The 25003-nt window shown below is 61.7% G+C and carries 25 protein-coding genes; 16 read left to right on the forward strand and 9 right to left on the reverse strand.

Annotated elements, in window-relative coordinates; genetic code table 11:
• The first annotated feature begins 438 nt into the window (after nucleotides 1-438).
• Nucleotides 439-1206, forward strand: a complete 768-nt coding sequence (locus KSP9073_RS01645; RefSeq protein ID WP_243409126.1) for a motility protein A — start codon at nucleotides 439-441, stop codon at nucleotides 1204-1206.
• Nucleotides 1206-2126: an OmpA/MotB family protein gene (locus KSP9073_RS01650; protein ID WP_108841215.1), complete on the forward strand. Its 921-nt coding sequence runs from the start codon at nucleotides 1206-1208 to the stop codon at nucleotides 2124-2126. The genes KSP9073_RS01645 and KSP9073_RS01650 overlap by 1 nt, the downstream gene beginning before the upstream one ends.
• A gap of 76 nt (nucleotides 2127-2202) precedes the next feature.
• Here KSP9073_RS01650 and KSP9073_RS01655 read toward each other — a convergent pair whose 3' ends face one another.
• Nucleotides 2203-2421: a PA3496 family putative envelope integrity protein gene (locus KSP9073_RS01655; protein WP_108841216.1), complete on the reverse strand. Its 219-nt coding sequence runs from the start codon at nucleotides 2419-2421 to the stop codon at nucleotides 2203-2205.
• A 176-nt stretch (nucleotides 2422-2597) separates the two neighbouring features.
• Here KSP9073_RS01655 and KSP9073_RS01660 point away from each other — a divergent pair, with 176 nt between their 5' ends.
• From KSP9073_RS01660 to KSP9073_RS01680, 5 genes are all read left to right on the forward strand, one after another.
• Nucleotides 2598-3509 carry an SIS domain-containing protein gene (locus tag KSP9073_RS01660; protein ID WP_108841217.1) on the forward strand — a complete coding sequence of 304 codons (912 nt, stop codon included), beginning with the start codon at nucleotides 2598-2600 and terminating at the stop codon, nucleotides 3507-3509.
• 124 nt (nucleotides 3510-3633) lie between these two features.
• On the forward strand, nucleotides 3634-5832 hold the full coding sequence (gene uvrD, locus KSP9073_RS01665; RefSeq protein ID WP_108841218.1) for a DNA helicase II: 2199 nt from the start codon (nucleotides 3634-3636) through the stop codon (nucleotides 5830-5832).
• A 163-nt stretch (nucleotides 5833-5995) separates the two neighbouring features.
• Nucleotides 5996-6721, forward strand: coding sequence for a phosphate signaling complex protein PhoU (gene phoU, locus KSP9073_RS01670; protein WP_108841219.1), 726 nt, complete (start codon nucleotides 5996-5998; stop codon nucleotides 6719-6721).
• A 115-nt stretch (nucleotides 6722-6836) separates the two neighbouring features.
• On the forward strand, nucleotides 6837-7565 hold the full coding sequence (gene cysZ, locus KSP9073_RS01675) for a sulfate transporter CysZ (RefSeq protein ID WP_108841220.1): 729 nt from the start codon (nucleotides 6837-6839) through the stop codon (nucleotides 7563-7565).
• 175 nt (nucleotides 7566-7740) lie between these two features.
• Nucleotides 7741-8712 carry an N-acetylmuramoyl-L-alanine amidase gene (locus tag KSP9073_RS01680; RefSeq protein ID WP_108841221.1) on the forward strand — a complete coding sequence of 324 codons (972 nt, stop codon included), beginning with the start codon at nucleotides 7741-7743 and terminating at the stop codon, nucleotides 8710-8712.
• Nucleotides 8713-8753: 41 nt separating this feature from the next.
• On the opposite strand, the gene phoR is transcribed toward KSP9073_RS01680, so the two are convergent.
• From phoR to KSP9073_RS01700, 4 genes are all read right to left on the reverse strand, one after another.
• On the reverse strand, nucleotides 8754-10052 hold the full coding sequence (gene phoR / locus KSP9073_RS01685) for a phosphate regulon sensor histidine kinase PhoR (RefSeq protein WP_108841222.1): 1299 nt from the start codon (nucleotides 10050-10052) through the stop codon (nucleotides 8754-8756).
• 5 nt (nucleotides 10053-10057) lie between these two features.
• A complete protein-coding gene (phoB, locus tag KSP9073_RS01690; RefSeq protein ID WP_108841223.1) occupies nucleotides 10058-10741 on the reverse strand; it encodes a phosphate regulon transcriptional regulator PhoB in 684 nt (227 codons plus the stop codon).
• Nucleotides 10742-10890: 149 nt separating this feature from the next.
• Nucleotides 10891-11757, reverse strand: a complete 867-nt coding sequence (gene ubiA, locus KSP9073_RS01695; RefSeq protein WP_108841224.1) for a 4-hydroxybenzoate octaprenyltransferase — start codon at nucleotides 11755-11757, stop codon at nucleotides 10891-10893.
• 52 nt (nucleotides 11758-11809) lie between these two features.
• Complete coding sequence (locus tag KSP9073_RS01700; protein ID WP_165814121.1) at nucleotides 11810-12406, reverse strand: chorismate--pyruvate lyase family protein; 597 nt, start codon at nucleotides 12404-12406, stop codon at nucleotides 11810-11812.
• Between the two features lie 250 nt (nucleotides 12407-12656).
• On the opposite strand from KSP9073_RS01700, the gene KSP9073_RS01705 reads away from it, so the two are divergent.
• A complete protein-coding gene (locus KSP9073_RS01705; protein WP_165814170.1) occupies nucleotides 12657-12983 on the forward strand; it encodes an HU family DNA-binding protein in 327 nt (108 codons plus the stop codon).
• Between the two features lie 63 nt (nucleotides 12984-13046).
• Here KSP9073_RS01705 and trpA read toward each other — a convergent pair whose 3' ends face one another.
• Complete coding sequence (gene trpA, locus KSP9073_RS01710) at nucleotides 13047-13868, reverse strand: tryptophan synthase subunit alpha (protein WP_207771385.1); 822 nt, start codon at nucleotides 13866-13868, stop codon at nucleotides 13047-13049.
• Complete coding sequence (trpB, locus tag KSP9073_RS01715; RefSeq protein ID WP_108841228.1) at nucleotides 13868-15196, reverse strand: tryptophan synthase subunit beta; 1329 nt, start codon at nucleotides 15194-15196, stop codon at nucleotides 13868-13870. The genes trpA and trpB overlap by 1 nt, the downstream gene beginning before the upstream one ends.
• A gap of 157 nt (nucleotides 15197-15353) precedes the next feature.
• Here trpB and KSP9073_RS01720 point away from each other — a divergent pair, with 157 nt between their 5' ends.
• The 3 genes from KSP9073_RS01720 to KSP9073_RS01730 all read left to right on the forward strand — a co-directional run bounded on the left by KSP9073_RS01720 (nucleotide 15354) and on the right by KSP9073_RS01730 (nucleotide 17853).
• Nucleotides 15354-16253 (forward strand): LysR family transcriptional regulator, encoded by a 900-nt coding sequence (locus KSP9073_RS01720; RefSeq protein ID WP_108841229.1) that lies wholly within the window; start codon nucleotides 15354-15356, stop codon nucleotides 16251-16253.
• A gap of 129 nt (nucleotides 16254-16382) precedes the next feature.
• On the forward strand, nucleotides 16383-17216 hold the full coding sequence (locus KSP9073_RS01725; RefSeq protein WP_108841230.1) for an AraC family transcriptional regulator: 834 nt from the start codon (nucleotides 16383-16385) through the stop codon (nucleotides 17214-17216).
• 16 nt (nucleotides 17217-17232) lie between these two features.
• Nucleotides 17233-17853: a LysE family translocator gene (locus KSP9073_RS01730; RefSeq protein WP_108841231.1), complete on the forward strand. Its 621-nt coding sequence runs from the start codon at nucleotides 17233-17235 to the stop codon at nucleotides 17851-17853.
• 25 nt (nucleotides 17854-17878) lie between these two features.
• Here the strand turns inward: KSP9073_RS01730 and nanR are convergent, their stop codons facing one another.
• Nucleotides 17879-18592, reverse strand: coding sequence for a transcriptional regulator NanR (nanR, locus tag KSP9073_RS01735; RefSeq protein ID WP_108841232.1), 714 nt, complete (start codon nucleotides 18590-18592; stop codon nucleotides 17879-17881).
• A gap of 30 nt (nucleotides 18593-18622) precedes the next feature.
• Complete coding sequence (locus KSP9073_RS01740; RefSeq protein ID WP_108841233.1) at nucleotides 18623-19645, reverse strand: Gfo/Idh/MocA family protein; 1023 nt, start codon at nucleotides 19643-19645, stop codon at nucleotides 18623-18625.
• 177 nt (nucleotides 19646-19822) lie between these two features.
• On the opposite strand from KSP9073_RS01740, the gene KSP9073_RS01745 reads away from it, so the two are divergent.
• The 5 genes from KSP9073_RS01745 to KSP9073_RS01765 all read left to right on the forward strand — a co-directional run bounded on the left by KSP9073_RS01745 (nucleotide 19823) and on the right by KSP9073_RS01765 (nucleotide 24907).
• A complete protein-coding gene (locus KSP9073_RS01745) occupies nucleotides 19823-20536 on the forward strand; it encodes a D-apionate lactonase family protein (RefSeq protein WP_108841234.1) in 714 nt (237 codons plus the stop codon).
• Nucleotides 20523-21698 carry a D-apionate lactonase family protein gene (locus tag KSP9073_RS01750; RefSeq protein WP_108841235.1) on the forward strand — a complete coding sequence of 392 codons (1176 nt, stop codon included), beginning with the start codon at nucleotides 20523-20525 and terminating at the stop codon, nucleotides 21696-21698. Before KSP9073_RS01745 ends, KSP9073_RS01750 begins: the two co-directional genes overlap by 14 nt.
• Nucleotides 21699-21869: 171 nt before the next feature.
• A complete protein-coding gene (locus KSP9073_RS01755; RefSeq protein WP_108841236.1) occupies nucleotides 21870-23225 on the forward strand; it encodes an MFS transporter in 1356 nt (451 codons plus the stop codon).
• 16 nt (nucleotides 23226-23241) lie between these two features.
• A complete protein-coding gene (locus KSP9073_RS01760; RefSeq protein WP_108841985.1) occupies nucleotides 23242-24042 on the forward strand; it encodes a sugar phosphate isomerase/epimerase family protein in 801 nt (266 codons plus the stop codon).
• Nucleotides 24035-24907 (forward strand): phosphogluconate dehydrogenase C-terminal domain-containing protein, encoded by an 873-nt coding sequence (locus tag KSP9073_RS01765; RefSeq protein ID WP_108841237.1) that lies wholly within the window; start codon nucleotides 24035-24037, stop codon nucleotides 24905-24907. The genes KSP9073_RS01760 and KSP9073_RS01765 overlap by 8 nt, the downstream gene beginning before the upstream one ends.
• The last annotated feature ends 96 nt before the right edge of the window (nucleotides 24908-25003 follow it).

The following is a 25003-nucleotide window of genomic DNA, read 5'->3' on the forward strand; positions in this document are numbered from 1 at the left end:
ACAGGATCAGGACACCTGGCGGACACCTCTGGTGTCCGCTTTTTTACGTCTGGAAGAAAGAAGGGAGTGAGGTGTGATGTCCTCACTTGATCACAGGGATATCCACTGTCAATAAAAAATGTGGATAACTCTGTGGGAAAGGTGCACAACTCTTGTTCAAGCGAATGAATGCGCGCCAAAAATGGCGCTATTCGTGGCGTTTGACGCGAAAGTGCTCTGTCAGAATGGACCGGTCAATATCGGCAGCAGTGACGCTGGCTGAAGGGAAACTTATCGGCCTTCGATATCACGACGCTGCATGCACATGGATGTCCTTTCATGACCAGCAGTCAATCCGGCAGTACTGACCGTGCTTCCCAGGCTTCTTCCGGCCGCCCGGCCGGCGTTCCCGGTAATCCCTCGACCCTGATCGGCATCGTGGTCAGCATACTGTTGCTCATGGTCGTGGTGCTGTTTACCGCACAGTCGCCCCTGAGCTTTTTCAATCTGGCCGGCCTTTTGATCGTGCTGACCGGGACGCTGGCCGCCACCATGATCAGCTACCCGATGCGCGAGATTCGCCGCGTAGTGGCGCTGGTTGGCAGTGTCTTTCGTCGCGAGCCCGATTTTATCCGCGAGGATATCGACGAGCTGGTGGCCCTGGCGCGGGAATGGATGCATGGCGATGCCCGTGCGGTAGAGCGCGCGCTTGAAAATACCCGCAACCCGTTTTTGCGTACCGGCATCAGCCTGGTGATCGATAACGTGCGCGAAGAGGAGATTCTGGATCTTCTGCGCTGGCGCATCACGCGCCTGCGCGCCCGGGAGCTGGCCGAGGCGCAGATCTTTCGCACCATGGCCACCTACGCGCCGGCCTTCGGCATGCTGGGCACCTTGGTCGGGTTGATCAACATGCTGGAAGTGATCCAGAACGGCGATCTGGCCGTGATCGGCCCGCGCATGGGGGTCGCCCTGCTGTCGACCTTCTACGGCATTTTGCTGGCCAATCTGTTGTTCAGACCGATTGCGGTCAAGCTGGAGCGGCGCACCGAGGATCGACTGATCTCGATGAACATGGTGCTGGAAGGCGTGTCCATGATTTCGCGCCGCCGCCTGCCCTCCTTTATCGAGGCCACGCTCAACTCCTTTATCAGTGAGGCCCACGATGAGCTGGGCGAACGCCCCCTGTCACGCGAGTCGGAAGGTGGCGGAGGCAGCGCGTCGTGATGGAACACCGATCATCGGGATCCTCGGGACAGGCTCGCCAGGCCGCCCGCGAGCTGGTCCTGAATGTGGATCGCAGCGAGGAAAGCGATGGCTGGATGCTCAGCTATCTGGATCTTTTGACCCTGCTGCTGGTGCTGTTCGTGCTGCTGCTGGCCATGCGCGGCGTCGTGCCTCAGGAAAACGCCAGTGCGTCGACATTGCCGACGTCGTCGGCTGCCACCGCGGTGATGGTATCGCCGCTGACGCTTGCGGCCATGGACCGACTCTCGCCGGTGCAGGCCGTGCCGGTCAGCACCACCGGTGTATTGCCATGGCTTGCCGCTTCGCCGACGCCACCCCCACCCTGGCAGATGCTGTCCACTACGGCGGCCAGCGACAGTCGGACGCCGGCCCGGGTCGATGTCCAGGCGGCACTGGCGGTGATGATTCCTTTGCAAAACATCGTCTTGCCAACAGAAGAAGAGACGCCCTCGGATGAGGTCATGGCCATGGACCATCGTCTGGCCGGTATCGAGGGCGTTCAGGTGACGCGCGAGCGTGAGCGCACCATTTTGCGCATCGAGGACCGGTTGCTCTTTCCCAGCGCCGATATCGACATCAGCGGACAGGGCAGCGTACTGCTCGATCGCCTGCTGCCGGCGCTCAAGGATTTTGACGGCGAAATTTCAGTCGAGGGACATACCGACAGTCGAACCATTTCGAACGACCGGTTCCCGTCGAACTGGGAGCTTTCCGTTGGGCGGGCCACGGCCGTGCTGCGCTACCTGAGCCGCGGCGGCGTCAAGGCCTCGCAGCTGCGGGCGATCGGCTATGGGCCGACCCGGCCGCTGGCCGGCAACGACACCGAGACAGGACGTGCCCAGAACCGTCGGGTCGAGCTGGTCCTGAGCCCTGGAAGGCCGCGTTCGGCCAGTCGGTAACTGCCTTTTTGCCGCCTGTGACCGTGGCCGGCCCTGCCGGCCACGATCGTTTTACGCCCTCGTGAAGCGGCCCTGGCTAGCCAAAGTGGCGTCGGCGGTCCTCTTCCTCACTGAACTGGGCGGCAAGCCTTCGAAATTCGAAATGATCCTCGATACCGCGGCGGGCTCTCAGGGCCCGCTCGGCGGCGCGCTGGCGGCGTTTCTCGCTTTCTCTGGCATCAAGATGCAGGGCGATATCGAGAATTTCGTTGCGAACGGCATTGAGTCGGGATTGATCAGCAGTCTGTTTTTGCATGAACGATGCACCCTTCGACATTGAAATGGATCGGGGACATGACACTGTGTCGACGTGACCATGAACGTAATAGTCAGCGTCGATCAGTGCTCGCACTCAGCGTATGATAGTGCTGTTGACAATTTCATGACGTACCGCAACAAAGGGCGTGCGTCAACCAGCACAGAGGATCCACCTTGAGCGTCACGCTTTTTGATGACCTGCGCGCACGGCTGCCGGCCTTTCGCCGTTCCGAACAGAAGGTGGCCCGTTTCGTGCTGCGCAACGCCGATGAAGTCATTCATTTGCCGCTGGCAGCGCTGGCGGCCCGGGTCGGGGTCAGCGAGCCCACGGTGATCCGCTTTTGTCGCGCCACGGACTGCACCGGCTATCAGGATTTCAAGCTCAAGCTGGCGCAGACACTGGCGACCGGCGAGCAGTTTTCCGAATTTTCGATGAACGAAACCGACAGCGTGGCGGAGTTCTCCCGCGGGATCTTTGATTCCACCGTGGGCACGCTGCTGGGGGTGCGCGACCGCATCGATGCCACCAGCATGACCCGCGCCATCAATGCCCTGTCGGATGCCAGCCGGGTCGAGTTCTACGGCTACGGCGCCTCCGGGGCAGTTGCCATCGATGCCCAGCACAAGTTCTTTCGCCTGCGCATTTCGACGGCCGCCTACTCCGATCCGCACATGCAGCACATGTCGGCGGTCACGCTGGGCGAGCATGATGTGGTGGTGGCCATTTCCCAGACCGGGCGTTCCAGCTCGCTGCTCTCGAGTGTCGATATTGCCCTGTCCCATGGGGCCACGGTCATCGGTCTGTGCCCGGCGGATTCGCCGCTGGCCGAGAAGTGCACCCTTGGGCTTTATATCGACGTGTTCGAGGACAGCGAGGTCTATCGGCCCATGAGCTCGCGCATCGCGCATCTGGTGGTGATCGATATTCTCGCCGTGGGCGTGGCCAAGACGCGCGGTCCACAGCTGGCCGAGCATCTGGTGGCGGTCAAGCGCAGCCTGGACCCGCTGCGCACGCCCCGGCCCGACCCCTTTGATCGTGCCCGTCAGGACAGTGCTCGCCACCGCGGCAAATCCGACGATCAATAAGCTTCTGGCGGTGCAGGGCAGGCGCAGTGAGAGGGACCATTGGTGCCGGATATGCTAGGGTAGAGGCTTCTTTTTGATCTCTTTCTCAGGCCCTTCCCGGCCGATTTCCTGGGTATCTGATTTCATGGACGCCTCTGCGCTACTCGATTCGCTCAACTCCGATCAGCGCGACGCGGTCGGCGCCCCGCAGGGCAACATGCTGGTGCTGGCGGGTGCCGGCTCCGGCAAGACCCGGGTGCTGGTGCATCGCATTGCCTGGCTGATGGAGGTCGATGGCCTGTCGCCCTGGTCGATTCTGGCTGTGACCTTCACCAACAAGGCCGCCCGCGAGATGCGCTCGCGACTGGAGACGCTGTTGAAGGTCTCGCCGCGCGGCATGTGGGTCGGCACCTTTCACTCCATCGCCCATCGTCTGCTGCGCACCCACTGGCAGGATGCCGGGCTGCCTGAACATTTCCAGATCATCGACAGCGATGATCAGCTGCGGCTGGTCAAGCGGCTGCTGCGCGATCACAACATCGACGATGAGCGCTACCCACCCAAGCAGGTGCAGTACTTCATCGGCGGTTGCAAGGAAGAAGGCATGCGCCCGGGCGACATTGATGCCCATGGTGATGCCTACATGCAGCAGATGGTGGATCTCTACGAGCTCTATCACCTGGCCTGTGAGCGCGGTGGTCTGGTCGATTTCGGCGAGCTGCTGCTGCGGTCGCTTGAGCTTCTGCGCGACAATCCACGCCTTTTACAGCACTACCGTGAGCGCTTTCAGCACCTGCTGGTCGACGAGTTTCAGGACACCAACACGCTGCAGTATGCCTGGCTCAAGCTTCTGGCCGGCGATCGCGCCTGCCTGACCGCCGTGGGTGATGATGACCAGTCGATCTACGGCTGGCGCGGCGCGAAGGTCGAGAACCTGGCACGCTTTCGTGACGAGTTTCACGACACCCGTCTGGTGCGCCTTGAGCGCAACTACCGCTCGACCAGTGCCATTCTGGAGGCGGCCAACGCGCTGATTCGTCACAACGCCGGGCGCATGGGCAAGGAGCTCTGGACCGATGTCGCCGAAGGCGAGCGCATCTCGCTGTATGGCGGTTTCAACGACCTGGACGAAGCGCGTTTTATTGTCGATACCATTGCTGCTCAGGTGCGCGAGAAAAACCGTGCCCGGCGTGACATCGCCATCCTGTATCGCTCCAACGCCCAGTCGCGGGTGCTGGAGGAGGCGCTGATTCGCCAGAAGGTGCCCTATCGCATTTACGGCGGTCAGCGCTTTTACGAGCGTCTCGAGATCAAGAACGCGCTGGCTTACCTGCGCCTGATGGTGTCGCGTGACGATGATGCCTCGCTTGAGCGCGTGATCAACGTGCCGGCGCGTGGCATCGGGACCCGCAGCGTCGAGCTGCTGCGCGCCTATGCCCGCGACGAGGGGGTATCGCTGTGGCAGGCGCTCAATGACGCGCCGTCAAAAGGCCTTTTGAAAGGCCGCGCGGCCTCGAGTGTGACCACCTTCAGCAATCTGATCGATCAGCTTGATAACGACACCGCGGGCCTGGCCCTGCACGAGATGATCGATCACGTGATCAGCCAGACCGGACTGATCGAGCACCACCGCGCCGAGAAGGGCGAGAAAGGCCAGGCGCGGGTCGAAAACCTGGAAGAGCTGGTCAGCGCGGCGAAGGCCGCTACCCAGAGCAATCCCTTTGATCCGATGAGCGATCGTGAAGGCGACATGCTGGGTACCTTTTTGGCCGAGGCGGCACTCAACTCCGGCGAGCACGAGGCCGATGAGTTCGAGGATGCGGTGCAGATGATGACTTTGCACTCGGCCAAGGGGCTGGAATTTCCGGTGGTGTTTGTGACCGGTATGGAAGAGGGCCTCTTTCCGCACAAGATGTCGCTGGAAGAGCCCGGCCGCCTCGAGGAGGAGCGCAGGCTCTGCTACGTCGGGATCACGCGGGCGATGGAGAAGCTCTATCTCACCCATGCCGAATCGCGGCGCCTGCACGGCAAGGAGACCTTCCAGCGTCCATCGCGCTTTCTGCGCGAGCTGCCGGAAAACCTGGTCGAGGAGGTGCGCCTGCGCGGGCAGATTTCCCGTCCGGTCACTTCACGTGAATCCAGCGTGCGCCAGGAGCAGGTCGACGGTGGTGACGAGCTGCCCAGCCTGTCGCTGGGCCAGCGCGTCAGTCATCCGGTCTTCGGTGAAGGGGTCGTGATCAATGCCGAAGGCCAGGGCCAACGCGCGCGCGTGCACGTCAGTTTCGAGGAAGACGGCGACAAGTGGCTGGTACTGGGCTTTGCCAAGCTGGTGCCGCTGGGCTAATCAGTGGCCGCTGGGCTAATCAGTGGCCGCCGGGCCATGCAGGGCCTGCATCGTGGCGGTAAGAATTGCCGCCACGATGTCATCAAATTGTCATTACCATGCGCGATGCTGGTGGCAACATGGCGTTGCCAGGCAGCGCCTTTGATCCGTGAACGGAGTCTACATGGACATTGCCAACGACCCTCACAGCCAGCACATTTCGCGTCAGTTCAATCAGGAGCTTGAGTCGTTGAAGACTCAGCTGCTGGCGATGGGGGGGCTGGTAGAGCGCCAGATCAATGAGGTCATCGCGGCCCTGCTCGAGGGCGATTTCGAAGCGGCCGAGCGCGTGCGTGACAACGACCGTGAGGTCAATAACTTCCAGCTCGACATCGATGACGAGTGCGCCCATATTCTGGCCCGGCGCCAGCCCACGGCCTCCGACCTGCGGCTGGTGCTGGCCGTCACCCGTGCTACCTCCGATCTGGAGCGCATGGGGGATGAGGCCAACAAGATCGCTCGTCATGCCCTGAGTCTGATCGAGGAAGGTCTGACCAGCCGCGGCTTTACTGAAATTCGCCATATCAGTACCCGCGTGCGCGACATGGTGCGCAATGCGCTGACTGCCTTTGCCCGCATGGATGTGCCCATGGCGCGCGAAGTGCTGGGCGAGGACGAGATCGTTGATCAGGACTACCAGACTGCCATGCGCTCTCTGGTCACCTTCATGATGGAGGATCCGCGCTCGATCAGCTCGGTGCTCAACGTCATGTGGATCCTGCGTTCACTGGAACGCATCGGCGATCATGCCGACAATCTGGCGGAATCGGTGGTGTATCTGGTCGAGGGCGATGATATTCGTCACTCAGGCAATGCCTCGCCGTCGCCGGGCAGCACGCCAACGCCCTGAGTACGGCCCTTTCCTGAGCACGTCTCTTTCATGACGCTTGCCGACCCTCTCCGCGAGGGTCGGCGGGTATGATAATCTGCCTGCCCACCCCCTTTGATGACTGGATAATCCTTCAATGGTCTATGCCGTCTCTGCGCTGGGGCGCGGGTTTTCCATGGTGCTCTCGCCCGGGCTTCGACGTTATGTCGTGATCCCGCTGCTGGCCAATCTGGCCATTTATGCAGCGCTGTTCACGGTTGTGATCCAGCGGTTTTCCGGCTGGGTCAACTACTGGATGGCCAGCGTTCCGGGCTGGCTCGAGTGGCTTGAATGGCTGATCTGGCCGCTGGTCGTGCTGTGTCTGATCATCGTGCTGGCCTTTACCTTTACGGTCGTGGCCAACCTGATCGCCTCGCCCTTTTACGGGTTTCTGGCCGAGAACGTCGAAAAGCGTCTGTCCGGCCAGCAGGAGAGCATCGATGACCGCTCCCTCTGGCGCCAGGCCATCGACAGCTTAAAGCGCGAACTGCAAAAGCTGGCCTGGATGGCCCCCCGCGTACTGCTGCTGCTGTTGATCGGGTTTGTGCCCGTGCTGCACCTGGCAGCGCCGCTGTGCTGGGCGCTGTTTTCAATCTGGAGCATGTCGATTCAGTATCTGGACTACCCCATGGACAACAACGGGGTGAGCTTTCCCGACATGAAAAAGCGCCTGAGCGCGCGCTGGTGGCCGACGCTGACCTTTGGCGGCGTGGTCTCTGCCCTGATCTGGATTCCTATCGTCAATCTGCTGGTCATGCCGGCCGCGGTGGCCGCGGGCGTCATGATGTGGCGGCGTCATTACATGGCCCTGCCGGCGCCGCAATAGACCCTGTCTCGATGCAGACGTCATGCAGGCAAGCGTGAACAACACTGCTATGATGCGATCCTGTCGTCGTAACATGATGTGACATGTCGCATGAAATGCCCGTCAGGGCCTGCACAGTGACTCGTGTCGTATGGCGTTTTGAAGCCCCGGATTCACCGTCCTGACGGAACACAACATGTCAAAATCACTGCTTGCGGGGCTGGCGCTGGCCATGATGCTGGCCGGCTGTGCCAGTACGCCCGCACCCGCCCCGACGCCCATGGTCGATACCGACGCCATCGACCGCATCTTCAGTAATGTCCCGGTCATCGATGACCCTGCTCCAGCCCGACGTTATAGCCCGGCGCAGGGTGCTGCCCTCGAGCGGCGCAGCGGCTATCGGGTGGATCACTCGGTATCCTCACCGGGACAGAACCAGCGCATTCGCTTTCTGGTGCTCCACTATACCGGCGGCGATGACACCGCTGCCTTCAGGGCGCTGACCGGGAACAATGTCAGCGCCCATTATCTGGTCACGGCCGCCCCTGGCGAGTATCAGAATCAACCCGTGGTGATGCAGCTGGTCGATGAGAACAGGCGGGCTTGGCATGCCGGCGTGAGCAGCTGGGGAGATCGCATCAATCTCAACGACACCTCCATTGGCATCGAGATCGTCAATCGCGGCCACTACCCCTCGCCCGATGGCATGGTGTGGGACCCCTACAGTCGAGCCCAGATCGAGCTGGTCACGGCGCTGGCACGCGACATCGTTGATCGCTACCACATCGCCCCGGAAAACGTGCTGGGACACAGTGACATTGCCCCGGGCCGCAAGGTGGATCCGGGCCCGTTCTTTCCCTGGCAGCGCCTTTATGAGGCCGGTGTTGGCGCCTGGCCCGAGCGTCATGTCGTGACGCGCTATCAGCGCGAGCTGAGTGCCTCCCCCTTGTCCATGGCACAGTTGCAGCGCGCCCTTGGTCTCTGGGGGTATCCGGTGAGCGTGACCGGCACGTATGACGAGCCGACCCGCAAGGCGCTGGGCGCCTTTCAGATGCACTTTCGACCGGCCGATACGCACGGCAATGTCGATGTGGAAAGTCAGGCCATTTTGCTGGCATTGCTGGAACGCTACCACGGGCTGGCCGATGTTCGTGCCGTGCATCAGTAGCGTACGATCAGGCCGTGAAGGCATGAGACCGCGCCCGATGATCAGTCAGGCGCCTTTTCCATACGGGTGGCAGGGAAGATACAGCGAAAGCAGGCGCCCTCGCCGGGCCGGCTTTCGATATCGAGCCAGGCGTCGTGGCGCAGCAGCACGTGCTTGACGATGGCAAGTCCCAGGCCGGTGCCGCCGCTGGCCACCGAACGGCTCTTGTCGACCCGGTAGAAGCGCTCGGTCAGCCGCGGCAGATGCTCCGGAGAAATGCCGTCGCCGTCATCAATGACTTCTATGGCGGCACCGTCCTTGTCCCATCGACGATACACGATGGTGATGTGACAGCCCGGTGACGTATAGCGCACGGCGTTGTAGATCAGATTGGACAGGGCGCTTCGCAGCTCCTCGACATCGCCGAACACCCGGCGGCTCTCCTCGATCCGGCAGGTGATCTCGTGGCTGCCGGCAGACAGCTCCTGTCCGTCCTCGGCAATCTGCTCGCACAGTGCGGCCATGTCGATCGAGCGCTCGTTGTGTTGGCGCTCGCTGGTTTCCAGTCGCGACAGGGTCAAAAGATCCTCGACCAGATGCTGCATGCGCACGGTCTGTTCTTCCATGCGGCCCAGGCCGCGCTTGTAGGAGGCAGGGAGCGCGCCATCGTTGTCTTGCCAGGTTTCAACGTAGCCGGTCAGCACCGTGAGCGGCGTGCGAAGCTCGTGCGAGACGTTGGCCACGAAATCCCGCCGCGTCTGTTCCAGGCGCTGCAGCCGGGTGACATCGTGAATGATCAGAAGGCGTTCGTCATCGCCGAAGCGGGTAATCTGGCACGACAGGGTGCGCGCCTCATTGGTGGGCGCATCGATCGTGATCGGCTCGCTGTAATCCATTTTGCGAAAGTAGCGGATAAAGGCAGGGTCGCGCAGGTAGTTGGTCAGGTGATGGCCGCGATCATGGCGATTGTCCAGTCCGACTAGACGCTCGGCGGCGCTGTTCCACCAGTCCAGACAGCCGCGTGAATCGAGCATGATCACCCCTTCGCTCATCGACTCGGCCGATTCCTGAACGCGCTTTAACACCGAGCGCAGGCGATTTTGCAGATGCTGCTGACCCTTTTGATAGCGATAGAGGCGGTCAAAAAGATCGCCCCACACCCCTTCTCCATCGGGCGGGCGCTGATCCACCGGCGCTTCCAGCCAGCGGTAGAGGCGTTTGAGGTGTCGAAGGGTAAAGGCGAGATGGATCCCCAGACCCAGGGCGATGCCCCACCCGGGATAGCCCAGCAGGGTGCCCAGAATGGCGAAGCAGACGACCAGATAGGACAGCCGCCAGAGTTCATTGAGCCAGTAATGCATGCCGGCTACCGCGACGAAAAGCGGTAGCCGGTACCGCGCACGGTCTGCACCAGATGCTGATGGGCATCACCCAGCACCTTGCGCAGACGGCGAATGTGCACATCCACCGTACGCTCCTCGACATAGACATTGCCGCCCCAGACCTGATCAAGCAGCTGGGTGCGGGTGTAGGCACGTTCCTGATGGGTCATGAAAAACTGCAGCAGACGGTATTCGGTCGGCCCGATCTCCAGTGCCCTGCCGTCGACGCTGACGCGATGGCTGACGGGGTCGAGCAGCAGCCCGCCCACCTCGACGGTCTCCTCGACGCCGGCCGGCGTGGTACGACGCAGCACGGCCTTGAGGCGGGCAATCAGCTCGCGCGGGGAAAAGGGCTTGGTGATGTAGTCATCGGCGCCGCTTTCAAGGCCCTGCACCTTATTGTCTTCTTCACTGCGCGCCGTCAGCAGCACGATCGGGATATCGCGGGTGATGGGGTCGCGCTTGAGCCGTCGGGCCAGATCGATCCCGCTGACGCCGGGCAGCATCCAGTCCAGTAAAATCAGGTCGGGACGTTCATCGACGACCAGTTCATGGGCGGTGATGGCATCCTCAGCCTCGAGAATGCGAAAGTCCGCCATCTCGAGCGCCATGGCAATCATTTCGCGAATCGGCGCTTCGTCGTCGACGATTAAAACGGTTCTGGACATGAATGGCTTCCCCTGCCGGATAACGGGCCGGGACGATAGGCGCTCTATGGCACTGTTGATCGTCCCGGTCATATGATCGTCATTCAAACGTCTTCATATGACAACTTTATGACAGCACCACCGGGTATAACACTGTTGCTTCCCAGGAACTAAGCCTGCCAGGTCGCCAGCGCGATACCGGCAAACAGCAGCACGCCCACCCAGTGATTGTTCAAAAAGGCCTGAAAGCAGCCCTCACGGGTGCGCGTGCGACAAAGGCGCTGCTGATGGACAAACACGGCGGCAATGGCCACCAGTGCTGCCCAGTAAAAGCCATCAAGCCCTGCAAGACTGCCCACCACAGCCAGCAGCATCAGCATCAACACCTGCAGCGCGCCCTGAATGACCAGGTCCATGCGACCGAACAACACGGCGGTCGACTTGATACCGATTTTCAGGTCATCGTCACGATCGACCATTGCATACCAGGTGTCATAGACCAGCGTCCAGACGATGTTGGCGAAAAAGAGCCACCACGCCACGGCCGGGACATGGCCCTGCTCGGCGCCAAAGGCCATCGGAATGCTCCAGCCAAAGGCTGCTCCCAGCACCACCTGCGGCAGGTGGGTATAGCGCTTCATGAACGGATAGCTGGCGGCCAGCGCGGCTGCGCCAAAGGACAGCATGATGGTAAAGGCATTGGTGAAGCACACCAGTACGAAGGCAATGGCCAGCAGCGCAAAGAACAGTATCAGTGCCTCACGCGCACTGATGCGCCCGGTCGCCAGTGGGCGGTCATGGGTGCGCTTGACGTGGGCATCGAAGTTACGATCGGCATAGTCATTGATCACACACCCCGCCGCGCGCATGACGTAGACCCCGGCAATGAAGATGATCAGGTTATGACGCGTGGGCAGGCCATCACCGGCCAGCCACAGCGCGGCCAGCGTCGGCCACATCAAAAGCCAGGTGCCGATGGGGCGGTCGAGTCGGGTCAGGCGCATGAAGTCGGGGAGTCGAGCGAGGGGCGACGGCATCGTCGGGGCTCCAGTCAGCGTAAAACGAGAAGGTCAGCGTGAGCACAGGAGTCTACCCGAAATGACGCGGCGTCGAGCCCTTCACGTGTGATGGCCGCTGGCACCGGGTAAAGCGCTCGTGCACGAAATACTCCTGTACCAGCAGCGGCGCTCGCCCGACGCCCAGGGCAAACAGCGAGCGCCGCCCCCACGTTACGGGCAGGGCCAGAAATCCGGGAGCGGCCCGGATCATCTCGAGACTGGAACGCTGTACGATGGCCTTGCGCGGTGCGCGGGCGCTTCTGGCAAAAAGCTGATGCCCCAGCGCCTGTGTCCCAAGCCCGGTCATCCAGGGCGGACAGGCCTTGAGCGCCATGACCGAACGTGCGGCCACCAGCACCTCGCCTTCGGCTTCCAGTGTAACTTCCCGTCGCCAGACCCGCTGCCCGGCCTTCTGGCCCAGCGCCGCCAATTCGTCACGACGGCCGCGCCCCGGCCCCTGCGCATGTAGACGCACCGTGATGGGCGCTCCAGCCCAATGGGCCAGTCGGGCCGTAAGCGAGTCACGCGAGTCCATCAGGGTTCTGAGCGGGTCTTCAAGATAAACGCCGGACAGTGCCACCGGCTGCCAGTGTGTAAAAGAGGGAGAAAACCGGGAAGATTCGGGCATGGGTGAAACATCCGAAAGGGGGCCATCGGGTATCTTTTTGTACCCGGAGGGTAAAAATATCATCCATTAGGCCCGATAAACGCCACAAAGTGCCATTTTGTGCAGTTTTGGCTGGCGTGAAGCAGGGCGGCGTTGCTAGTCTAGGCCGGTCGAACAGTGTTCGCCCTGCAAGGCCGGCCTCATGGCGCTGGTGCAGGGCAGTGAGCGACCCTTCGCGCACCCTCTTGCAGTGTGCGAATTCGATATAACAATGGGCGGCACCAAAAATCGCCATGTTATTGCCCAACCAGGAGGCGTTATGCGCAAACCAGAACTCGCCGCGGCCATTGCCGAGCAGGCGGATCTTTCAAAGGACAAGGCAGGTCAGGTACTCAACGTCGTCCTCGACGAGATTACCCGCAGTGTTGCCAAGGGTGAAGATGTCACCCTGATCGGGTTTGGTACCTTCACCGTACGTGAGCGCGCCGCGCGTACCGGCAAGAACCCGCAGACCGGCAAGGAAATCCAGATTCCTGCCAGCAAGAACGTTGCGTTCAAGGCCGGCAAGGGTCTCAAGGACGCCGTTTCCAAGAAGTAATCCCTTCAAAAGGGTTACGGCGTTGATATCACCGGCTGCCCCAGGGCAGCCGGTGTTGTTTTATCAGGCCGTGGCCAGACGTGCGGCCCTGACACCGCGGGACAGTTCACGCACCAGCGCATGCACGTCCCGGGTGCCGGCTTCCACGCTGTCAGCCTGCTCGATGCAACTGATCAGCGCCGAACCCACCACCACGGCATCGGCAAAACGACCGATGGCGGCGGCCTGCTCGGCGCTTCGAATGCCAAAGCCCACGGCAATCGGCAGGTCGGTATGGGCGCGAATGCGGGTAATCGAGCGCTCGACGCTTTCCGGCGTGGGGGCCGCGGCGCCGGTAACGCCGGCCACCGAGACGTAATAGATAAAGCCGGAGGTGTTTTCCAGCACCCGTGGCAGACGCTTGTCATCGGTGGTGGGCGTGGCCAGACGGATGAAGTCGATGCCGGCCCGCGCGGCCGGCAGGCACAGTTCCCCGTCGTGCTCCGGCGGCAGATCCACCACGATCAGCCCGTCGATGCCGGCCTCACCGGCATCCTTCAAGAAGGCCTCGACGCCGTAACGGTAGATGGGGTTGTAATAGCCCATCAACACGATTGGCGTGTCCTGATCCTCGCGGCGAAACTCGCGTACCATCTCAAGCGTTTTCTGCTGGGTGTGCTGACCCTTCAGCGCGCGCAGGGCGGCCTTCTGAATCGACGGGCCATCGGCCATCGGGTCGGTGAACGGCATGCCCAGTTCGATGATGTCGGCACCGGCCCCGGGCAGGCCCTTGAGCGTGTCGAGCGAGGCCTGATAGTTCGGATCGCCGGCCATGGTAAAGGTGACCAGTGCGGCACGGTCTTCTGCCTTCAAGGCCTCGAGGCGGCGAGTAATACGTGTGGCCATTATTCGGTCTCCCCGGTTTTTTTCGCCACGTCATGCGGCGGCTGCATGTCATCGATCCGGCCGGGTTCGGCGGCCTCAACCGTGGTGTTCGGCAGTTTTTCAGTGTCGCCGTGCTGCTCGAGCCAGTTGGCAACGCTTGCCATGTCCTTGTCGCCACGCCCGCTCATGTTGAGCACGATCAGATGATCCTCGGGCAGCTCGGGGGCGATCTTTCTTAAATGCGCCAGCGAGTGCGCTGATTCCAGCGCCGGAATAATGCCCTCCAGCTCGCAGCAGAGCTTGAAGGCCTGAATCGCCTCATAATCGGTGATCGAGACGTACTCGACGCGCTTTTGGGTATGCAGCCAGGCGTGCTCGGGGCCGATGCCCGGATAGTCCAGACCCGCCGAGACCGAGTGGGCATCGGTGATCTGACCGTCGATGCTTTGCAGCAAAAAGGTGCGATTGCCGTGTAATACGCCCGGCTCGCCGCCGTTGAGACTTGCCGCATGCTCGCCGGTCTCGATGCCATGACCGGCCGCTTCCACCCCGATCATGCGCACGCTTTCGTCATCGAGCATCGGATGGAAAAGGCCCATGGCGTTGGAACCGCCGCCGATGCAGGCCATCAGCGTGTCCGGCAGGCGCCCTTCCTTTTCCAGAATCTGCTCGCGGGTTTCCCGTCCAATCACGGACTGGAAATCACGTACCATCGCCGGATAGGGATGCGGACCGGCCACCGTACCGATCAGGTAGAAGGTGGAGTCCACATTGGTGACCCAGTCACGCAGCGCCTCGTTCATGGCGTCCTTGAGCGTGCCGGTGCCGGATTCAACCGGGATGACCTCGGCGCCCAGCAGCTTCATGCGAAAGACGTTGGGCTGCTGGCGCTCGATGTCGGTGGCGCCCATGTAGACCACGCACTCCATGCCAAAGCGTGCCGCTACCGTGGCGGTGGCGACGCCGTGCATGCCGGCGCCGGTCTCGGCGATGATGCGCTTTTTGCCCATCTTGCGCGCCAGCAGGATCTGACCGATGCAGTTGTTGATCTTGTGCGCGCCGGTGTGGTTCAGGTCCTCGCGCTTGAAGTAGATCTTCGCCCCGCCCAGATGTTCGGTCAGGCGCTGCGCGTAATACAGCGGCGTGGCACGGCCGATGTAGTCGCGCTGATAGCCTTCAAGCTCGCGGCGGAAGGCCTCGTCGGTGCGTGACCACTCCCAGGCCTCCTCGAGTTCGAGAATCAGGGGCATCAGGGTTTCAGCGACGAAGCGGCCGCCGAAATCGCCGTAGAAGCCGTTGGCGTCCGGGCCCCTTGAAAAGCGTGTGATGGCATCAGTAGCAGACGACATGGTGATCTCCCTGTCTGTCACAAAGGTCGGTCATGAAAGCCCGAGCTCGTAAAATGGGTATCGATGCGAACATCGATGATGCCCCTATCGTGACAGCTCCGGGCGCGGTATAACATCGATAAATTTGCCACAACCATTGAGAAAATCTCACATCGACATGCTGGATTCACTGCCCCCGCTTAACGCCCTGAAGGCTTTTGAAGCCGCTGCCCGGCTGGGCAGTATCACGGCCGCCGCTCAGGAGCTGAGTGTCACCCACGGCGCCGTCAGCCGCCAGATTCGTGCGCTGGAGGCACACCTTGAGACCGCCCTTTTTGAGCGGGCCGGCCGCGGGCTGGTGTTGACCCGCCACGGCCGCCAGCTCCACGCCGGTGTCAGCGAGGCCTTTGCCACGCTGCGTTCAAGCTGCCGCGCCCTGAGCCGCGAGATCGAAGGAGCGCCCTTTACGCTGGCCTGCCCGGGGAGTCTGCTGGCACGCTGGTTGATTCCGCGGCTGGATCGGCTGCATCGCGAGCTGCCCGCACTCAGGCTCAATGTGCTGGCCAGTGACGGCGAGCCCGACCCCAGGCGCGGCGATATCAGCGCGGCGCTGGCCTTTATTGCGCCGCCCTGGCCGTCCGACATGCAGGTCATCGAGATTGCCGCCGAGACGATCGGCGCCGTCGCCGCCCCCAACATCGCCGCTCGACTGTCAGGACGTCCGTTCGAGGCGCTGTTTGAGGAAACCATTCTGGAGACCACCTCGCGTCTCCAGGCCTGGCCACAGTGGGCTCAGGCCTGCGGGCTCGATGAGGCGGCGCTGGCCGGGGCACGCCAGACCGGCCAGCGCTTTGAGCATCTCTACTATCTGCTGGAGGCGGCGCTGGCGGGCCTGGGGGTGGCCATCGCGCCGCGGCTGGTGATCGAGGGCGATCTGCAAAGCGGTCGGCTGGTGGCGCCCTGGGGGTTTGTCGACACCGATGCACGGCTCTGTCTGCTGCTGGGGCGCGGTACGTCACTGCAAAGCGGTGAGCAGCTGGCAGCGTGGCTGCGCCATGAACTGACGGCGCCGGCATGAGCTGGCGGTGTCATTGAGCAATAACGTTCAAGCCTTGTGAGGTCGATACCCTTTAAGCTTCGAGTCTGACGCTTTGGGACTGACGTTTTGGGACTGACGTTTTGAGAGTGACGCCCCGGGAGAGCCATCATGAGCCGCGCGTTCGAGTTTCAGTTTTCCAGTAGTCGACATGTACCGACGCTCAAGGTACTGCGTGCCTCGATCGAGGATTTTCGCTACGACCGCCATGCGCATACGGAGTATGCCTTCGGCGTCACGCTGGCTGGGCGACAGGATTTTTTCAGCGCCGGCGCCTATCACCGTAACCCGCCGGGCAGCGTCATCTTTTTCAACCCCGAACAGCCCCATGACGGCGAGTCCGGTGGTGCCCAACGCCTGGATTACGTCATGGCCTATATGGCCCCCGAGGCACTGGCGACGCTGTTTGCCGAGGCCGCCGGCAACGAGCACGCCGGCAGGCTTTTAAGCCCTCATACCCTGATCACGGACCCGGTGTTGCGCGATGCCATTCTGGCGCTGGCGCGATTGGTCCGGGAAGGCATTGGCAGTCGGATCGATCAGGAGGATCTGCTCCAGCAGATTGCCGTACGAATGGTGCAGCGTGCCGGGCGCTATCAGCCGTCGTTGCCTGTGAACAGGCGGCCCGATCGCCTGTTGATGCGCGCCTGTGACTACATTCGTGACCATCTTGATCAGGAGCTATCGCTGGAGCGCATCAGCGCGGCCGCGAACCTATCCCGATATCACTTTCTACGCCTTTTCCACGCCCAGTTCGGCATGACCCCTCATCAGTATGTGATCAGCTATCGCATCGATGCCGCGCGCGGCGCGCTGGAAGCGGGCGCCACGCCCGGCGAGGTAGCCCTGCGCTACGGATTTGCCGATCACAGTCACTTCAATCGGCGCTTCAAGCGCATCCACGGCGTCACGCCCTTTCAATACCAGCAAAGCCTCGCCCACTGATTCGGAATCTCCTCTCATGCTTGCGATCATCGTTTATGCCCTGGGCATCATGTATTCGCCCGGGCCCGTGAACCTGCTCTGCCTCAATATGGGTCTGCATGGTCAGGCCCGACGCGCCATTGGTTATTACCTGGGCGTGGGGCTGGCCATGTTGCTGCTTTTTCTGCTGTTTGGAGTCGCCGGCGCGGCCTGGATCAAACCCGGTGTGCTGGCCGTGTTCGGGGCGCTGGGCTGCGTCTATATCCTCTATCTTGCCTTTAAAATCGCGCGTTCCAGCATCGACCCCAACGCACTTGGTGGCGCGCCGCGCGCGATGACCTTCCGCGATGGCCTGCTCATGCAGCTGGGCAATCCCAAGGGCGTGGTGGCCACGCTGCCGATCGCCACCCTTCAGTTTCCGGCCGTCGGCATTCACGGCGTAGGGCTGGTCGTCTGGTCGCTTGGACTTGCTGCACTGGCCGTGGGGGCGCCGAGCAGCTATGCCGCCCTGGGGGCGCTGCTGGGCCGCCGACTGGAGAGTACACGACTGCTCCAGGGCATCAATCTGATGATGGCGGCGCTGTTGGTCGGGGTGGCACTCTCCATGGGATGGGAGCATGTCTGGGTGCCGCTGATGGCATCGTCCGGTCAGGCGTGAGTCGTCAGGGGGTATCTGGCCTGCGCTAATCGAGGCGCTGTCGGTAAAGTTCACTGGCGCGCGTCAGGTGATTGCCCATCGCACGCGCGGCGCCCTCGACGTCATGTCCCGAGAGATAGTGAACGATCTCCCGATGCTCTCTGAGCGTGACGTCCTCGGCGCCCTGAAAACTGATGATCGCGGCGTGATAGTCCTTGAGCCAGTGCAGCATGCCGCGGGCGGTTGCTGCGAAGATGGGATTGCCGGTCATGTCGGCAATCGCATGATGAAAGGCCATGTCGCAATCGATAAAGGCCGCCCCGGTCTGCTGTTGCTCCATCTCATCGACCAGTGACTCAAGGTGGGCAATGTCCTCGGGCGTGGCCCGGGCCGCGGCCATGCGCACCATGCCGGTTTCAAAAAAAAGGCGCGCCTGTATGAGGTGGCTGATGTTCTCCTCGGAGCCCGACAGCAGAAGTCGCGCGGTGGTGTCGAACTGATCAATCATCGAGGTGACGCTGAATTCGCTGACGCGGGCACGCTCACCGTGTGAAATGGTGATCAATCCCCGTGAAGCCAGGCTCTGCATCGCCTCACGCACGGCCGGGCGACCCACGCCGAAGCGGGTCATCAGCTCGCGTTCGGGCGGCAGCTGATCCCCCGGGCGCAGCGCCCCGCCGCGAATATCTTCCAGCAGTCGATCCAGCACTTCGTCGGAAAGCTTGCGCCGTCGAATCGGCTCATTGGAGGTTGGGAACATCGAAGCGATTTCCTTGTATCGAACACGTCGTCATGACCAGCGCCTTGGCGTCATGACCGTATGATGGGCAGCCGCCTCGTAGGCGGCGTCGACCAGTGCCAGCGTATTGTAATTGTCCCTGCCCGAGGTATCGGCTTCAATGCCTGCGCGATGACATTCAAGCCAGTGGGTCTGAAAGGCCACCACACTTTCCTGAATGATGGTCCAGGGCGGTGTGCTCCAGTCCGGGCCGTGCGAGGTCACCTCATGGCACTGGCAGCCGTCGCGGGTATGAATATAAATCCTTTCGTCTGCCGTCAGGCGCAGCGAGCCATGGGGACCATCGACTTCAATCAGCGTCTGCGGGAAGGGGTCGGGCGTGAGATGGGTGGCGTAGCTGCAGTCGACGATCGAGGTGGCGCCGCCGTCATGACGCAGCATTATGGTAGCGACGTCCTCACCGGCAATATCGGGATTGACGCGATTCGTCTCGCAGCTCAGTCGGCTGACATCGCCAAAGAGTGCGCGGGCGATATCGAGCACGTGAATACCCAGATCCTCGATGATAAAGCGCTCGACACGGGCCAGATAGGGCTGGTTTTGATAGACATCAAAACCGTTGCGATAGCTGATACGCCCGAAAAAGGGCGTGCCGATCTCATTGTCATGCACCCGGCGGATCACCTCGCGCACGGCGTACTGCCAGCGAAAATTCTCGTGAATGCTCAGGCTCACGCCCTTTTGCTCGCAGTATTGAATCAGCGCTTTTGCCCGATCGGGAGATCCGGCAAAGGGTTTCTGGCAGATGATGGCCACGCCATGATCGGCAGCCAGTCTGACCAGGGCCGCATGAGCCGGCGTGGGCGCGGCAATATCAACAAAATCGAGCCGGCACTGCTCTAAAAGGGTTTTGGCCTCGGCAAAGGCATGGGCGACGCCAAAGACTGTCTGAAAGTGCTCACGCCGTACCGGGTCCGGGTCGCATACCGCCACGATGTCCACTTCTGCCAGCGACTGCCAGGCCCGCATCTGATTTTCGGCAAAAAAGCCGCAGCCGATCAGGGCACCTTTCATGCTGTTTCTCCCTTCATGTTGGCTCTCTCTCGGGCTATTCCCGGCGGCCGGTATGGCACGCTCCCCTGATCAATTAAGGCCGGTGATGGTGATGATGTCATCATACCAATGGTCGAATATCGGTTGGCTCCTCCCGTTACTATGCTCGATATCAATAATCCTGTCCGGGAGAAAAAAATGGACGATAGCGGTCGGCGGGAACGGCATTACGGCACGGCGCTGGTCGAGCCACAGGTCACGCATCACGAGGTGGGCGCGCTGTCGCTTGGGCATCAGGCCGGTGCCCTGCGCGCGCTCTGCTGCCGCAATATCGAGTGTGTGCGCGGCATTCGCCCGGTCATTCGTGATGACCAGTGGGGCACGCATCACCTCACAACCTTGACCGAGCGTGTAACCTCTGATCCAGCGAGCCTGCAGCTGGTCCATGAGTTTGAGACGGCCGGGCGTGCGCTGTCTGGCCGATTTGAAGCACACGTCAGCGCCTGCGGCGTCGAGGTCGCCCTGACTCTGACGGTGGCCCGTACTCTGACCACCTGTCGCAGTGGATTGATCGTACTGCTGCCCCTTGCCGGTGTGGTCGGTTATCCCGTGCAGATCACACACGGCGATGGCACCCAAAAAGCGTCACGCTTTCCCGAACTTGTCAGCCCCGGCCAGCCCTTTTTCGATATCAAGGAACTGAACTACACGGTGCAGCATGGCCCCACCGTTCGACTGTCATTTGAAGGCGAGGTGTTCGAGATGGAGGATCAGCGCAACTGGTCGGATGCCTCCTTCAAGATCTATAGCCGCCCGCTGGCCTGGCCCACGCCCTATACAATTGAAGTCGGTCAGACAGTGGTGCAGGAAGTGTCGATAAAGATCCAGGAGAAAAACCATGACGTCCACTGATGTTCACCGGTGCACGCCTGACCTGCTGGCGGATCGATGTTTGCCGCTGATCGGCTGCGGGCTTTGGCTGGATCGTGAGCTGAATGTCTCTCGTCTGGAGCGCTACCTGAGCGCCCTGCAACCGCATCATCTTGATATCGTACTGGATGTGGCCCTGCCGGAGACCTGCGCGCGGCTGGGCGCCGTCATGATGCTGTGCAGTGCACACGGCGTAGCGCCCTGGCTATATGTGATCTGTGATGATGACGCGCCCGAGGCCGACCTGGCACGGCTGGCCCACTGGCTTGAGGAAGCCGGCGTGTCACCGGCCGGCATGCTGGTGACGCCTCGGGCCTATCTCAACAGCCATCAACCTGAAGGCCCCTGGCCTGAAGGGGCCGATCCTGAAATGGTCCGAACACTGGCGCGGCGGTACTGGCCCGGTATCCCACTGGGCGGCGGCTTTCCGACCTACTTTACCGAGCTCAACCGCTGCCGCCCTGACCCGGAGGGCATCGATTTCATTACCCACGCCCTCTCACCGATTGTTCATGCCGCCGATGATGTCTCGGTCATGGAAACGCTGGAAAGCCTGCCGCATATCTTCAAAAGCGCTCGGGCGCTGGCGCCGAACTGCCCCTATCGAGTGACCACCACGGCCATCGGGGCCTGGACCAACCCTTATGGCAAACAGCTCACGTCCAGCGATGGTCATGAGCGCGTCACGCTCGGTGATCGCGACCCTCGCCAGCGAGGGCTTTTTGGCGCGGCCTGGCAGGCAGGGGTGGTCGCTCGTGCCGCGCAAGGGGGAGTAGAAGCGCTGACGCTCTCCTCGCTGGGCCCACCCTTTGATATCGCTGGTTCCGTGCCGTATCCGCTCTTTCACGTGCTGCGCGGGCTGATACGCGGAAGCGGTCGGCCATTGCTGATCTGCCCTGACATGCCCTCTGAAGTGGCCGCCGTGGGCTGGCAATCCGCTGAAGGCACCTGTGATGAGCTGTGGCTGGCCAATCTTTCGACTGAACCGGTCACTCTGGCCCTTCAGGGCGTCGACGTACGTGCTGCGGCCCTGCTGGACACGCATGCCCCGCTTGAAGACGTACAGTGGATGGACCGTCTACAGCCGGTATCCTCGCCGATCATGCTGCCGGCCTTCGGGGTCCTGCGGCTGTTGCTTGAATGAGCTTCGACGTGCATGTGCGACCTGAGTCGTATTGCATCAGTGGTATGATGAGATGATGATCACACCCTGCCTGGCCAGGCTCACATAAAGTCAGTCGCGACAAGGACGACCGACTTTTGCCCATTCATACCGGTTCACTGCCGTTGAAACGGCAGCGGGAGTGAAGTGATCATGTCTCACGCGTCCAATGATGCCGTGGCGGCGTCTGCCATTCGAAAGGTCGCCCTTCGCCTGGTGCCCTTCGTGGCACTCATGTTTTTCATCAACTACCTCGACCGTACCGCGATCTCGTTTGCCGCCCCCAACGGCATGAACAGTGACCTGGCCCTGAGCGCGGCACAGTTCGGTTTTGCCTCCGGCATCTTCTTTCTGGGATATATCCTGCTGGAAGTGCCCAGCAACATGGCACTTCACCGCTTTGGCGCGCGCAAGTGGCTGGCTCGCATCATGGTGAGTTGGGGTCTGGTGGCGCTGCTCTTTACCTGGGTGGACAGTGCCAGGGGGCTTTATGCCCTGCGTTTTGCCCTGGGCGTGGCCGAGGCCGGCTTTTTCCCGGGCGCGATCCTGTTTCTGAGTCTCTGGGTGCCGTCGCGCTATCGCAGCCGCATTCTGGCGCTTTTCTATCTGGCTCAGCCGCTGACCACCGTGATCGGCGCGCCGCTGGCGGCCTCACTGATTCAGCATGACGGGGTCTTTTTCGGCCTGGCGGGCTGGCGCTTCATGTTTTTTGGGGTGGCTATCCCGGCGATCATCATGGGGGTCGTTGCCTGGTTCTATCTGGCAGACCGCCCCGCCGATGCCCGCTGGTTGAGCGTTGAAGAAAAGCGCTGGCTGACCGAGGAGCTGGCTCGCGAGTCGCGTGAGAAAAGCGGTGGTGATCATGGTCGTCACGGCCTGAAAATTGCCTTTACCAACGCACGGGTCTGGACGCTGGCGCTGATCTATTTCGGCTTCATCTATGGGCTTTATGCGCTGGCCTTCTTCCTGCCCACCATCATCGGCGGTTTTGAAGCGCAGTTCGGGACCCAATTCGATTTAATGCAAAAGGGGCTGATCACCGCGATTCCCTACCTGCCGGCCGCGATCGTGCTCTATCTCTGGTCGCGCGATGCGACTCGACGCGGCGTGCGCAGCTGGCATGTGGCCCTGCCCGCCTTTACGGGGGCCATCAGCGTGCCGCTGGCGCTTTTCATGGATTCCCCGGCCGCGACTGTGGCCGTCATTACCATCACTGCCTGCTCGATCTTTGCTGCCCTGCCCAATTTCTGGACGCTGCCGACCCGCTTTCTGGATGGCGCGGCCGCCGCTGCAGGTGTGGCCCTGATCAACACGGTCGGCAACATGGCCGGTTTCTCGTCGAGCTATCTCACCGGCGCCCTGCATGACCTGACCGGCGGCTATACCGTGCCGATGTTCGTGGTCGGCGGTTTCATGCTGATGTCGGGCATTTTAATGCTGGCCATCAGTCGCGTTCCCCGGCCCGATGCAGGCATGCGGCCCTCTCATGTCGGCGCCCAGACCCACTGATTCATTCGGAGACACCATGGCCATTGGTTTGAGTACCTACGCCTTTTTCTGGCGTGGATCGGAGCAGGTCCAGACGCCCATGACGCTGGAGGCGATGCTGGAAGAGACGGCCGAGCTGGGCGGGAAGGTCTTTCAGATCTGTGATTACCCGGCCATCGAGACCTTTGACGAGGCGCGCCTGACGGCGCTGCGCGACCGGGCAAGAACGCTTGGTATCACCCTTGAGCTGGGCACCCGCGGCATCGCCCCCGAGCATCTTGAGCGCTATCTGGCTCTTGCCCATGTGCTGGGCGTGCGTTTGATTCGCAGCATGCTGTATGCCGGTGAGGATCGTCCGACGCTGGAGCAAGCCATACAGCGGCTCGAGCAGATCCTGCCAGCACTCAGACAGCAGCAGGTCACGCTGGCGCTGGAGACCTACGAGCAGGTCAGCGTCGAGACGTTAATGACGGTCATCGAGACGGTCGATGATGACCACATCGGCGTTTGTCTGGACCCGGGCAACTGCGTTGCGGCACTTGAGCTGCCAGAAGCGGTCATCGCCCGCACGGCGGGTCGGGTGGTCAATCTGCACATCAAGGACTTTGCCTTCTCGCGTGCCCCCGGCTGGGTCGGCTTTCAATTGACCGGCTGCCCGCTCGGCGAAGGGCTTTTACCGCTGAAGGCGATGCGCGAGGCGGTCAATCCCGAGGCGCGAGGCATCAACGAAATTTTCGAACACTGGCTGCCCTGGCAGCAGGACGAAGCGAGTACCTGTGCGATGGAAGCACAGTGGACCCGGCACAACATGGATTTTTTAAGGAGTCATCATGGATAACATTTATCAGCACATCGCGATGGTCGGCGCCGGCGGCAAGATGGGCATGCGCATCTCTGCCAACCTCGAAGGCAGTAGCAGCCGGATTTACTACTGTGAAAATGCCCCCGCCGCGCAGGAAAAAATGCGTGAGGCTGGCCGTGAGGTCAGCGATATCGAACAGGTCATCGAGCAGTGCGACCTGGTGATTCTGGCGGTGCCCGATATCGTTTTGGGCAAGGTTTCCGAGCAGCTGGTCCCGCGCATGAAGGCCGGCGCCACGGTGCTCACACTCGACCCGGCCGCTGCCTATGCCAATCTGCTGCATCAGCGCGACGAGATTCACTACGCGGTCGCCCACCCCTGCCACCCGTCGGTCTTTCTGGAGCGTCGCAGCGACGAAGAATGGGCCGATGCCTTTGGCGGCAGTGCCGCCACACAGTCGGTGGCGGCTGCCTTCGAGCAGGGCAGCGACGCAGAGCGGGCCTCGCTTGAGACGGTGATCTGTCAGATGTATGGCCCGGTCGACAAGGTGCACTGGATGACCGTGACGCAGCTGGCCTATCTGGAACCGACGCTGGTGGAGACCGTAGCCTGCATGGTGGGCACCTTCATGAAGGAAGCGCTGGATGAGACGGTGGAGCGCACCGGCGTAGCCCGTGAGGCGGCCGAGGCGATGCTTTACGGCCATATCCAGATTGCGCTCGCCGTGGCGTTTCGCAGCACCAATCCGTTCTCGGATGCCTGCATGATCGCCATCGACTACGGGCGTGAAAATATCCTGAAGGATGACTGGAAAAAGATTTTTGAGCAGGAAGAGCTCGACAAGGTCATCGCACGGATGCTCAAGATCGATCAGGTGCGTCGCGACCCGCAGATCTCTTAAGCGCTCGCCGGATCCTGGCCGGTCAGGCATCGCCCTGCGCCAGCCATGAAATCACCCTGGGGCCGGACAGCTGTTGTCCGGCCCTGCCTGTTTTTA

The organism is Kushneria phyllosphaerae (assembly GCF_900312995.1).
GTDB lineage: Bacteria > Pseudomonadota > Gammaproteobacteria > Pseudomonadales > Halomonadaceae > Kushneria > Kushneria phyllosphaerae.